This window comes from Nitrosomonas nitrosa (assembly GCF_003051105.1).
GTDB classification, from domain to species: domain Bacteria; phylum Pseudomonadota; class Gammaproteobacteria; order Burkholderiales; family Nitrosomonadaceae; genus Nitrosomonas; species Nitrosomonas nitrosa.
Genome location: NZ_QAOO01000006.1, coordinates 55,002 through 67,730 on the forward strand (window position 1 = coordinate 55,002; position 12,729 = coordinate 67,730).

The 12,729-nt window shown below is 50.2% G+C and carries 10 protein-coding genes; all 10 read left to right on the forward strand.

Going from position 1 to position 12,729, the window contains the following annotated elements; genetic code table 11:
- The first annotated feature begins 14 nt into the window (after positions 1-14).
- The 10 genes from C8R30_RS04390 to C8R30_RS04430 all read left to right on the forward strand — a co-directional run bounded on the left by C8R30_RS04390 (position 15) and on the right by C8R30_RS04430 (position 12,591).
- Positions 15-695, forward strand: a complete 681-nt coding sequence (locus tag C8R30_RS04390; protein WP_107783317.1) for an ABC transporter ATP-binding protein — start codon at positions 15-17, stop codon at positions 693-695.
- Positions 692-3,241: an FtsX-like permease family protein gene (locus tag C8R30_RS04395; RefSeq protein ID WP_107789626.1), complete on the forward strand. Its 2,550-nt coding sequence runs from the start codon at positions 692-694 to the stop codon at positions 3,239-3,241. Before C8R30_RS04390 ends, C8R30_RS04395 begins: the two co-directional genes overlap by 4 nt.
- 12 nt (positions 3,242-3,253) lie before the next feature.
- A complete protein-coding gene (locus tag C8R30_RS04400) occupies positions 3,254-4,321 on the forward strand; it encodes a lipocalin-like domain-containing protein (RefSeq protein ID WP_107789627.1) in 1,068 nt (355 codons plus the stop codon).
- A 15-nt stretch (positions 4,322-4,336) separates the two neighbouring features.
- A complete protein-coding gene (locus C8R30_RS04405; RefSeq protein ID WP_107789628.1) occupies positions 4,337-6,631 on the forward strand; it encodes a site-specific DNA-methyltransferase in 2,295 nt (764 codons plus the stop codon).
- Positions 6,628-7,500 (forward strand): ATP-binding protein, encoded by an 873-nt coding sequence (locus tag C8R30_RS04410; RefSeq protein WP_107789629.1) that lies wholly within the window; start codon positions 6,628-6,630, stop codon positions 7,498-7,500. The genes C8R30_RS04405 and C8R30_RS04410 overlap by 4 nt, the downstream gene beginning before the upstream one ends.
- Before the next feature lie 10 nt (positions 7,501-7,510).
- Complete coding sequence (locus C8R30_RS04415) at positions 7,511-7,873, forward strand: STAS-like domain-containing protein (protein WP_107789630.1); 363 nt, start codon at positions 7,511-7,513, stop codon at positions 7,871-7,873.
- The gene (locus C8R30_RS04420) at positions 7,866-8,405 is read left to right on the forward strand and encodes a type II toxin-antitoxin system VapC family toxin (protein WP_181258698.1); all 540 of its coding nucleotides are present in this window, start codon (positions 7,866-7,868) and stop codon (positions 8,403-8,405) included. The genes C8R30_RS04415 and C8R30_RS04420 overlap by 8 nt, the downstream gene beginning before the upstream one ends.
- A gap of 28 nt (positions 8,406-8,433) precedes the next feature.
- On the forward strand, positions 8,434-8,604 hold the full coding sequence (locus tag C8R30_RS15815) for a hypothetical protein (protein WP_181257754.1): 171 nt from the start codon (positions 8,434-8,436) through the stop codon (positions 8,602-8,604).
- 9 nt (positions 8,605-8,613) lie between these two features.
- A complete protein-coding gene (locus tag C8R30_RS04425; RefSeq protein WP_107789632.1) occupies positions 8,614-11,292 on the forward strand; it encodes a DEAD/DEAH box helicase family protein in 2,679 nt (892 codons plus the stop codon).
- A 345-nt stretch (positions 11,293-11,637) separates the two neighbouring features.
- A complete protein-coding gene (locus C8R30_RS04430) occupies positions 11,638-12,591 on the forward strand; it encodes an ankyrin repeat domain-containing protein (protein WP_090672191.1) in 954 nt (317 codons plus the stop codon).
- The last annotated feature ends 138 nt before the right edge of the window (positions 12,592-12,729 follow it).

The window sequence follows — 12,729 nt, forward strand, 5'->3', positions numbered from 1 at the left end:
ACAATCGACTTATCATGAAAAATACAGCTACCTTGGAATTACGCGGCATCAGTAAGACATACGGGAATGGACGGCAGGTGTTGTCCGATTTGTCGTATACCCTAGCAGCAGGCGAATATGTGGCGATCATGGGGGATTCTGGTGTAGGGAAATCGACGCTTTTGAACTTGATCGCTGGCCTGGATGCACCTGATACAGGTGAAATATGGGTCGACGGTATTGCCTTGTCTGCGAACGATGACGATGCTGCCACTAGGCTGCGGCGGCGTCATTTTGGTTTCATCTTTCAAGCGTTTCACGTGTTACCGCATTTGACCCTGTTGCAAAACGTTTCACTGCCGCTGCTGCTCAATCATTTACCACTCGATCGTGCCGAAACCATGTTGACCGCGGTTGGACTGAAGGGGCGCGAGCAGGATTTTCCGCGCCAATTGTCGGGCGGAGAGTTGCAGCGTGTGGCGATTGCCCGTGCCTTGGTGCATCGCCCCCGTTTGATTCTGGCCGATGAGCCGACAGGCAATCTCGATCCGGATACCGCGCAGGAAATTCTGCAATTGATGCGTTCTGAAATCAAAGCCAACGGCGCTGCGGGTATTATCGTCACCCATTCGCAGGCAGCCGCCGCCACGGCCGATCGTATCCTGCTGCTGACCAAGGCTGGTTTGCAGCCGCTAGAGGGTGGATCAAACGCATGAACCGTAATTTGCTATTCCGCTGGCTCACGTTGGGCGAGTGGCAAGCGCATCGCTTGCAAATCGTGGTGTCGATCATTGCCATCATGCTGGGCATCGCCATGGGGTTTTCGATTCATCTGATCAATACCGCAGCGGTCAGTGAATTTTCAGCAGCCGTTAAAAGCCTCTCGGGTCAATCCGACTTTCAGGTACGCGCAACGCAACCGACTTTCGATGAGATGCTCTATCCGAAATTGGCGCAACATGCGGGGGTGGCACAGGCCAGTCCGATACTGGAAATCCAGGCTGCTATTCCCGGTAAAGCGGATGAAATAAGAAACACCACCCTGAAAATTCTTGGGATCGACATGCTGCGAGCGATTACCGTGACGCCAGATTTGCTCGGCGTGCCCGCTGAAGACCGTCCCTTCGACATGCTGATGGAGGATGCTATTTTTCTGTCACCGGCAGCGATGGAATGGCTGGAAGTGAAGGAGGGCGATGCGTTGCCGCTGCGTCTCGGTACGAAAACCGTGACATTGCGGGTAGCGGGCGGATTGGTCAGGGCCCATGCCGGGCAGCGTATCGCCGTCATGGATATTGGCGCGGCCCAATGGCATTTTGACCATGTGGGCGTGTTGTCGCGCATCGACCTGAAGTTGAAGCAAGGTATTTCCCATGAGGGGTTCAAGGCGGCGTTGGAACGCGAATTACCCAACCACTATTTGGTGATCGAAACAGCCGATCAGGAAAAACGTATTCATAACATGTCACGGGCATATCGGATCAACCTGAATGTACTGGCACTGGTCGCACTGTTTACCGGCACTTTCCTGGTATTTTCAGCACAGGTATTGTCTACGCTGAGGCGGCGTCCACAATTTGCGCTGCTGCGCGTACTCGGTCTGACACGCAAGCAAATCCTCTGGCAAATCCTGCGCGAAAGCAGCTTGCTCGGTATCGTGGGATCACTGCTAGGGCTTGGATTCGGCTATGTCTTGGCGGCGACTGCGCTGCGTGTGTTCAGTGGCGATCTCGGCGGGGGATTTTTTCCTGAGATTCAGCCGAGCGTGCAATTCGATCCGATGGCGGCATTACTCTTTTTTGCGCTAGGTGTGGGCGTGACCTTGCTGGGTAGCTTGATGCCCGCTTGGGAAGCCGCACGGGCGCATCCCGCGCCTGCACTCAAATCAGGCAGCGAGGAGATCGCGCTGGCTGGATTACGTAAGCCTTGGCCTGCGTATAGCTGCTTGGTGTTGGCCGCTATATTGACGCAACTGCCGCCAGTTGCGGAGCTGCCTGTTTTTGGTTATTTCTCGGTAGCGCTGCTGATGATCGGGGGCATCCTCTGGATGCCATCGCTTGCATCGCTATTTTTTGCCTGGTTATTTAACGTGTTTAACCGATTGTCATCCGGTGCATTGGCTGGGTTAGCATTGGCTAGGCTGGCGAATGCGCCGCAGCAAGCAGCCATTGCGTTGAGCGGGGTGCTGGCAAGTTTCAGCCTGATGGTGGCGATGGCGATCATGGTGGCGAGTTTCCGCATCTCGATCGAGGACTGGTTGACGCATATTTTGCCTGCCGATGTCTATGTGCGCACAGAAGTTCGCCAGGATGCAGTAGGCTTCTCGCCGCAGGAGCAACAAATGATTGCAAATGCGGCAGGGATCGAACGGATCGACTTCATACACTCATTACAGATTACCTTGGATCCGGCCCGGCCTACCGTTACGCTGATCGCTCGACCGATCGATTTAGCCGACCCAGGCAATACCTTGCCCATGACCGATGACGTACTGGCCTCTGCTGAGTTGCCGTCCGATGCGATCCCCATCTGGGTATCGGAGGCGATGGTCGACCTGTATGATTATCAAGTGGGCAAGCGCGTGACTTTGCCATTGAGTGATGAGCCACAAGATTATATCGTTGCAGGCGTGTGGCGTGATTACGGGCGTCAGTTTGGCGCCATTCAAATACAATTGAGCGATTACCAGACCATAACAGGCGAATTGCGGGTCAATGAAGCCGCGCTTTGGCTACAACCCGATATGACGCCAACACGCTTCATTACCCTGATGAAAGCATTACCTTTTGGCGAAACGCTGACATTCTGGCAGCCTAACGAGATCCGTGCGATCAGCTTGAAAATTTTTGACCGCAGTTTTGCAGTCACCTATTTGCTCGAACTGATCGCAGTCGGTGTGGGCTTGCTTGGCGTGGCGGCCAGCTTCTCGGCGCAGGCATTGAGGCGGATCAAGGAATTTGGCATGCTGCGCCATATCGGCGTCACGCGCGGCCAGATTTATCGCATGCTGGCATTGGAAGGAGGATTATTGGCTGGTTTCGGTATCGGTATCGGCTTCTTATTGGGTAGCTGTATCAGCCTGATATTGATTTTCATCGTCAATCCACAGTCGTTTCACTGGACGATGCAACTCCATCTGCCATGGCAATGGCTGATCAGCATGGCGCTCGCCATGCTGATAGCGGCAGCGCTGACCGCATTGCTGGCCGGGCGGCAGGCGGTATCTGGGAATGTGGTGCGCGCTGTCAAAGAAGATTGGTAAGGAGAATTCGTGATGCATAAGCTGTTCATGCTATTGATAGCGCTGACCACACTGGGGGTGTCGAACGCCGCGCCACCGGAATTTACGCCGGTCACACCCAGGCCGCTGGTGTTTCCGGAGGATTTTGGCTCACATGAGGTTTTCCGCATTGAGTGGTGGTATGTGACCGGTTGGCTAGAAACCTCCGATCAGCAGCCCTTGGGTTTTCAAGTGACCTTTTTTCGTTCTGCTACCAGTCACGATGAGGATAATCCAAGCCGTTTCGCACCAAAACGGTTGATCGTCGGGCATGCGGCGCTGTCCGATCCGAAGGTCAGCAAACTATTGCACGCGGAAAAGAGCGCACGTGAGGGCTTCGGCCTCGCTTATGCCAAAGCGGGCGATACCGATGTGAAGCTCGATGACTGGTATTTCGTCCGGCAAGCCGATGGTCGCTATCGTACCTATACCGAAGGGGAAGATTTTACCCTGGAACTCACGTTGACACCGTCGCAGCCCCTCATGCTGCAGGATTTGGAAGGCTTCTCGCGCAAGGGGCCCAAGCCGGAACAAGCGAGTTATTACTATAGTGAACCGCATTTGCAAGTGAGCGGCACCGTGACGCGCGAGGGTAAGAATCTGCCGGTGAAGGGCAGCGCCTGGCTCGATCATGAATGGTCGAGTGAGCTCCTGCATGAGAACGCGGTGGGATGGGATTGGGCCAGCGCCAATCTCGACGATGGCTCGGCGCTGATGGTGTTTCAGATTCGCGGCAAGGACGGTCAGAAGGTCTGGGCACATGCCGGTTTGCGTGATGCTTCTGGAAATATGACGATTTTCTCACCCGATGAGATCAGCTTTCACCCTATCCGCACCTGGCGCTCCCCACACACTGACGCGGAATACCCAGTCGAAATGCGCATCAAGATCAAGGATGTCGAATGGGTGTTGACGCCGCTGATGGACGATCAGGAACTCGATTCGCGCCAATCGACCAATGCCGTGTACTGGGAAGGTGCGGTTACTTTCACGCGCGATGGCCAACCGGCGGGACGCGGCTACCTCGAACTGACCGGCTATTTTAGGGCATTGTCATTGTGACAAGCAGGCAAGTGGATGAAACTCTCTGACAACGAAATCCGCGATATCACGCTGTGCCTGGAGGCGGGCAAGCCATTGCCGGATAAATACCGTTTCCTGCTGTTCGAGGACAAGCGCGAAGTAGAGCTGGTGTGGAACGGCAAGACCAATGAAGTGTGCAACATCGTGCTCCCCTTCCAGACCATCGAACAAGTCGACGAACCGCGCGCGGAAAAGTCATCGGATACCGCTTTGCAACCGAGCCTGTTCGATATCGACAACCGCGGGCGGCAGCTCAAGGGCTGGACCAACAAGCTGATCTGGGGCGATAACAAGCTGATTTTGTCCTCACTCAAGAATGGGCCGTTACGTGAAGAAATCGAAAAGCAGGGCGGCCTCAAACTGATCTACATCGATCCCCCGTTTGACGTTGGTGCCGATTTCTCGATGGATATCGAAATCGGTGGCGACACGTTCACCAAGAAACCCAACATCCTCGAAGAAATCGCTTACCGTGATACCTGGGGCAAAGGGGCGGATTCCTTCATTGCGATGATCTATGAGCGACTGGTGCTGATGCGCGACTTGCTGGCGGAAGATGGCAGCATTTATGTGCATTGTGATTGGCGGGTGAATAGTTATATTCGTCTTGTAATGGATGAAGTATTTGGTAAGGAGAAATTGCTCAATCAGATTATTTGGAAGCGAATTTTTTCACATAGTGGTGGAAAAAAATTTGGAATCGTTGATGACACAATTCTCTTATACATAAAATCTGATTCATTTATATTTAACAAGCAGACCAAGCCACATAGTGATTCTTATATCAAATCACACTATGGAAATGTGGATGAAGATGGACGAAGATATCGCTTAGTTACACTCTCGGCAAAAGGCTCAGGCCCAGCTCGTCAGTTTGGAGAAAGAACCATCGCTCCTCCTAAAGGACGTCATTGGGCGTGGACGCAAGAGAGAATTAATGAGGGATTAGCTAGTGGAAAGATAGTCTTTGCATCTACAGGTCAACCAAATATCAAACAATATTTAGATGACACTGAGGGAACAGTAATTCAAACGATTTGGGACGATTTGCCAGGCGTAAATCCAGTTTCATCAGAGTTGGTTAGTTATCCTACGCAAAAATCAGAAGCCCTGCTCGAACGCATCATCAAAGCTTCCAGCAACGAAGATGATCTGGTCGCCGATTTCTTCTGCGGTTCCGGCACCACGGCGGCGGTGGCGGAAAAACTCGGGCGCAAATGGATCGCTTCCGATCTCGGTAAATTCGCCCTCCACACCACGCGCAAGCGCATGATCGGCGTACAGCGCCAGCTCAAAGCGGAGGGCAAGGATTACCGCGCGTTTGAGATCCTCAATCTCGGTAAATACGAGCGTCAACATTACATTGGCGTCAATCCCGATCTGCGCGAGGAACAGAAACAACAGCAGCTTGCCGCCAAGGAGGCTGCGTTCCTCGATCTAATTCTGCGCGCCTACCGGGCGGAGAAAGTGACGCAATTTGCCTGTTTCCACGGCAAGAAAGTCGGGCGGCTGGTGGCGGTGGGGCCGGTGAATTTGCCGGTGACACGATTATTCGTTGAAGAGATCATCCTGGAATGCCGCAAGCAGCATATCACCAAGGTGGATATCCTCGGCTTCGAGTTCGAGATGGGCTTGTTTCCCAATGTGCTGGATGAAGCCCGCGCCAAGGGCATCGACATCGCCCCCAAATACATCCCGGCCGAGGTGTTTGACAAGCGTGCGGTGGAAAAGAATCAGGTGGTGTTTCATGATGTATCGTTTATCGAAGTCAAGCCGCATATCAAGGGCAATACCCTCGCCGTCGAGCTGACAGATTTTTCGGTGTTTTATGCGCAGGATTCGATTGCCTATGCCGAAGCAACCCTCAAGGACAAACAGAGCAAAATCGTAGTGGAGAAGGGGCAGATCGTAAAAGTGAGCAGGGACAAGGACGGCGTGATCACCCGCGAGCAACTGACCCGGCACTGGACCGATTGGATCGATTACTGGTCGGTGGATTTCGATTTCGAGAACAAACGTGAAATTATCCGGGTCAGAAAATTTCCCCCTGGCCAAGGTGCATTGGAAGGGATGGAGCCACCACAGTTGACATTGGATGAATACGAAGAGGTCTGGACGGGAGATTACGTCTTCGAAAATGAGTGGCAAAGTTTTCGCACCAAGAAAGACCGTTCGCTGGAATTGATCAGCGTATTTCATGAAGTCATGCCCGGTCGGCGCAAGATCGCAGTGAAGGTGGTGGATATTTTTGGCAATGACACTATGACCATCGTGGAGGTGAGGGTGTGAAGTTTTTACTTCCAGAGATTCGGCATGATCTGAAAGGATTCCAATCATTAGTCAGCTTAGAAGCTGAAACAAAAGATTGCATCTTTGATGAAATTGATATCGACATGATTGCAACCTCTTGGTTTGATGCTGATATGTGTGCTGCATTTGGAGCAATTCTCTATCGTCTTGGGGAGAATTTGAATACAATCAGGCTGATTAACGTTTGTACCAGTGTCGAAAAGATTCTGTCCAAAAATGGTTTTCTCAGTCATTATGGCCGAGAAAAAGTACCTGACCGTTGGGGAACAACTATTCCCTACCGGCGATTCGATGTAAAGGATGATCGCTATTTTGCGGACTATATCGAGAACGAACTGATTCATCGCGCAGAAATGCCAATTATGTCGCCCGGGTTGCTGAAGAAGTTTCGTGAAAGTATTTTTGAAATTTTTAGTAATGCGGTGCTGCATTCGCGTACTGACTTGGGAATCTTTAGTTGTGGTCAATTTTATCCTGCGCGGCAACGGCTTGATTTCTCAGTAACTGATCTAGGTGTAGGAATGCGCCAAAATATACAAGACCATACAGGACTGATCCTTTCAGCAGAGGCTGCAATTCAATGGACAACTGAGGGGCGAAACACAACTAAGAATGGTCCGGTACCAGGCGGGTTAGGGCTTAAGTTGCTCAGAGAGTTTATTGATTTGAATGGTGGTTGTATTCAGATTGTGTCGGACGCGGGCTATTGGCGGCGTGAAAATAGAGAAACTATCACTAGGCCATTAAATTACTCATTTCCCGGCACAGTGGTTACTGTTGAAATCAATACAGCCGATACAAATTCATATAAGCTTGTTTCTGAGCCAGCCACGACAGATATTTTTTGAGGTAGTTATTATGAAGAAAGAATTAACAATATCTATATTCGAGGTTGTAGGCAGTCCTTTGTGTGTGGCCTCCAGCGATGGGCAGAAAATTTATGATCGCTTATCTGCAGCGTTTAAAGACGGCAGGAGTGCGATCCTCTCATTCCATAATGTTTCAACTCTGACCTCGGCGTTTTTGAATGCTGCTATCGGTCAATTATACGGTGAGTTTAACGAAGAGCAAATTCGTGCCTTGCTTAAAGTGAAGGATATGGAACCGGACGATCTTGCACTGCTTAAGCGTGTGGTTGAAACAGCCAAGCAATATTTCAAGAATCCACAGAGATTCGATCAAGCAATTCAGGATACACTGGGGGATGAAGGCAATGGTTAGTAAGGCTTTGTCGGTAGCCAATTACAATTTTACACCAGACGATGAGCTATTGCTGGATACGAATATCTGGTTGTTTATCTATGGTCCGCAAAAACCAGAGGATGCGAGAGTGATGATCTATTCGCAAGCATTCGCAAAAATTCTGGCTGCGCATTGCAAAATTTATATTGATGTACTGATAGTTTCTGAATTCATAAATACCTATGCCCGCATTAAATGGGATGTGCTGGGTAAACCACACAAGGATTTCAAGAAATTTCGAAAATGCCAGGATTTCAAGCCATTAGCGCGGGATATTGCTGACGATGTAAAGCGTGTACTCAGTCACTGCACACGAATCGAAAACAAATTTAATACATTGGATGTCAATGAATTGGTTGCAGAGTATGCTGCAGGAGATGTCGATTTCAACGACCAGATTATTGTGGCGATGTGCAAGGAATGGAGATTCAAGCTCCTCACTCATGACAGTGATTTTTGTAATCAGGGAATTCCGGTTGTGACAGCAAATCAACGATTACTATCATCATGAGTAATTATTTTATTCGCAACTATTAGGTATGACTGAGATTCAACGACTAGCACAGCAAGCCAGAGAGGTATTGCAGCGTGCAGTTGCCGAGGCATTGGACAAGAAGCGGCGTTTGGGGCAATACGCGGTTATTTATCAGAATGGCAAGCTCGTGCGTCTGGAGCCGGAACAAATTGCCGAGCACCTAAGAAAACATTGAGTACTGAGCATGGCGCTCCACCCTGATTTCCCTGATTCCCCGTATGCCATCCTTGATCCCGCTATCCGCTGGTTTCCGGCGGATGAAGCGTTGCGTGAAACCAACATGGACAAGCTTATGCCGCCACTGGTGTCGCAGCTGCGGCGCAAGGTGAGGGTGTTTCGTGAGAGCGGCTATGTCGGGACAACCCGTACCAGTCAGAGCTTGCTCAGATGGTGGTTCCAGGAGCCGCACTTGCAGCCGCAGGTTGAGGGTACCCCGGTCGAGTTTCAATACTTTTTCGCGCAGCGCGAAGCGTTGGAAACGATCATTTATTTGTATGACGTGGTCGGGGTGAAAGATAAATTTGATCTGATGCGCTTCGACAGCAGCGGTTCGGTGTCAGCCAGTCTGTTCGATGAAAGCTGGCGGCGTTTTGTGGTGAAAATGGCAACCGGCAGCGGCAAGACCAAGGTAATGAGCCTGGCATTGGCATGGAGCTTCTTTCACAAGTTGTATGAAGCGGATTCCGCGCTTGCCCGTAATTTTCTGGTGATCGCGCCCAATATCATCGTGCTGGATCGCATTTATAAGGATTTTCAGGGACTGCGTATTTTCTTTGACGATCCGGTGATACCCGATAACGGTTTCGACGGCCAAAACTGGCGGGATGATTTTCAGCTTACCCTGCATCTGCAGGACGAGGTGCGCGTGACGCACCGCTCCGGCAATATCTTTCTGACCAATATCCATCGCGTGTATGCCGGCGAGGATATCCCGCCTTCGCCGGATGATGACAATACCATGGATTATTTTCTGGGCAAGCGCCCTACCGGTACTACCACGGATTCAAAGGTGGATCTGGGCATGATCGTGCGCGACATTGATGAGCTGATGATACTCAACGACGAGGCGCACCATATTCATGATGCGAGACTTGCCTGGTTCCAGTCAATTCAGGATATTCATCACCGGTTGTTACAAAAGGGTGGTTCCCTGAGCTTGCAACTGGATGTGACAGCCACGCCCAAGCACAATAACGGCGCGATTTTTGTGCAGACAGTAGCGGATTATCCATTGGTGGAAGCGATCTGGCAGAACGTGGTCAAGCATCCGGTGCTGCCGGATGCAGCCAGCCGTGCCAAGCTTTGCGAGCGGCAAAGTTCCAAGTACACCGAAAAATATGCTGACTATATCGACCTGGGGGTGATCGAATGGCGCAAAGCCTACGACGAACACCAAAAACTGGGCAAAAAAGCCATTTTGTTCGTGATGACGGATGACACCAAAAACTGTGATGACGTGGCAGCCTATCTGGAAGGCCGTTATCCGGAGTTGAAGGGGGCCGTTTTGGTGATTCATACCAAGAACAATGGCGAGATTTCCGAAGCAGCGACCGGCAAGGCTAAAGAAGAATTGGAGCGGCTACGCAAGCAAGCCAATGAAATCGATACCCTGGCAAGCCCCTACAAGGTAATCGTATCGGTGCTGATGCTCAAGGAAGGCTGGGATGTGCGCAATGTGACGACCATCGTAGGCTTGCGCGCCTATTCAGCCAAAAGCAATATTTTACCCGAGCAGACGTTAGGCCGTGGCTTGCGCAAGATGTATCCCGGCGGCGTGGAGGAATATGTCAGCGTGATCGGCACCGATGCTTTCATGGAATTTGTCGAATCCATCCAGGCCGAGGGGGTGGTGCTGGAGCGAAAGGCAATGGGTGCGGGCACCCAACCCAAGACACCGTTGGTTATAGAGATTGATTATGCAAACAAGCAAAAAAATATCGATACCTTGGATATTGAAATTCCGGTACTGAGTCCGCGTATCTATCGTGAATACAAGCATCTCAGCGACTTGGACATACGTACGATGACTTTCCAACCAGTGGTCTACCAGCAATTCAGCGAGGAAGAGCAACGAGAGATCGTTTTCAAAGACATTACGACTGGTGAAATCACGCATACCACAATACTGGATAGTGCTGGTATGGCGGATTACCGTAGCGTGATCGGCTATTTCACTCAGGCGGTGATGAAAGAATTGCGGCTGATCAGCGGCTATGACGCGTTATACGGCAAAATCAAAGCGTTTGTCCGGGAGGCGCTTTTTGCCCAGATGGTCGATCTCGAATCGCCCAATACCTTGCGTAATTTATCGGAACTGGCTGCGACCAAAACCGTTATCGAGGTTTTCAAGAAGGCGATTAACGCATTGACCGTCCAAACCAAGGGGGACGCGGAAATACGCGACACCATCAAATTGCGGCAAACACGCCCATTTATCGTGAAAGACCAGGGCTATCTGATGCCCAAGAAAAGCGTGTTCAATCGGGTAATCGGCGATAGCCATTTCGAGCTGGAATTTGCTAGCTTTCTGGAGAGCTGCAACGATGTCGTGTCTTTTGCAAAAAACTATCTGGCAGTCCATTTCAAGCTGGACTACGTGAACGTAGGAGGAGATATCGCTCATTATTACCCGGATTTTTTAGTGAAGTTATCCGATAGCCGTATTGTCGTAGTGGAGACCAAAGGGCAGGAAGATTTGGATGTGCCCTTGAAAATGCGGCGATTGCGTCAGTGGTGCGAAGATATCAATACGATCCAGGCTGACATAAACTATGATTTTGTTTATGTGGATGAAGTGGGATTCAAGCAATACGCACCCAAGACTTTTGGAGATTTGTTCGCTGGCTTTCGCGAGTATAAATAGATATCGCAGTGATGGGTTCCAGCAATAAAGTGATAGGGAACAAGCCGTTTCGGAGCTGAATGCTTGGTTGGATGACAAGTGATTTAGCCTTTTCTCCTCACAACTTTCAGCAGAAATATCTTGATCGTTCAAAAATCCAGATTAAATCTTTTGACGGATTCTTATCATCGCCTATTAGGTAGAATTTTAGTAAAACAATAAAAATCAGTTGAGAGCGTTTCTATATCTTGCTTTCAGCGAGATAATGGCCGCTGAAGAACAGTTAATATTCTTAGTATGAAACCGTTTGCGCTATACTTGACGATCATTTCAAATCACGTTATCCCAAGTAGATTAAAGAAAAATATGAAAATTTCGTATAGTTTCCGGTTCAAGCGATTCGTATTCATGATGGTTTCTATGTTGTTGCTGACGTTGGCAACAGTGAGTTTTGCCAGTAATGAAGCAGATTATCTCAAGGCTGCCCTCAAAGGAGATGTTGCGACCATCGAGAAGCTGCTTGCTGAAGGCATCAATATCGATTTGCAAAATCCTGATGGTTTTACCGCGCTTGCGGCAGCTTCGCAGAACGGTCATGCTGCAATTGTAAACTTGCTACTGGAAAAAAATGCAGCGCTTGATTTGCAGAATACGCAAGGCGTGACGGCATTGATGCTGGCGACTAAGAACGATCATAGCGCGATTGTCGATGCTTTATTGGCAAAAGGTGCCAACCCGGATTTGCAAAGCAAGAATGGTTTGACGCCATTGATGGTCGCATCTGCCATGGGTCATCAGGCGATCGCCGATGCTTTGTTGGCAAAAGGTGCCAATCCGGATTTACGCGATGAAAATCAAACGACAGCGCTCCATTTGGCTGCGCAGAATGGTCATCAGGATATTGTGAAAGCGCTGCTGGCGAAAGGCGCCAAACCTGACTTGCAAGATGCAAACGGTGCATCTGCGCTGATTCTGGCCGCTCTGTCCGGGCAGCAAGCGATCGCCGAAACCTTGCTGGATAAGGGAGCGCAACCGAATCTGAAAGCGACCAATGATTTTACCGCGCTGATTTTGGCTGCGCAGAACGGCCAGCTTCCCGTCGTTGAGACCTTGCTGACACGAGGGGCCAATATCGACCAACAAAATCAGGATGGCATTACCGCATTGATGTGGGCTGCATTGCATGAGCATGCGGATATCGTCAAGTTGTTGCTGGCAAAAGGTGCAGACCCGACCATCAAGACTGCCAGTGGAAAAACTGCATTGGATATTGCTAAAGATCCGGCCATTATTGAGCTGCTTGAATCGGCCAATAAATAAACAGTTCTTTTTGAATCAGCAAGTTTCAGGCTAGCAAGCGGCGCTTTGCACATTTTGGCTGAATCCTGGCAGTTTGCATTATGGCCTGAAACCTTGCTTTTATAGCTGTTTCATTGTTCTGTTGAACCACAAGTCACG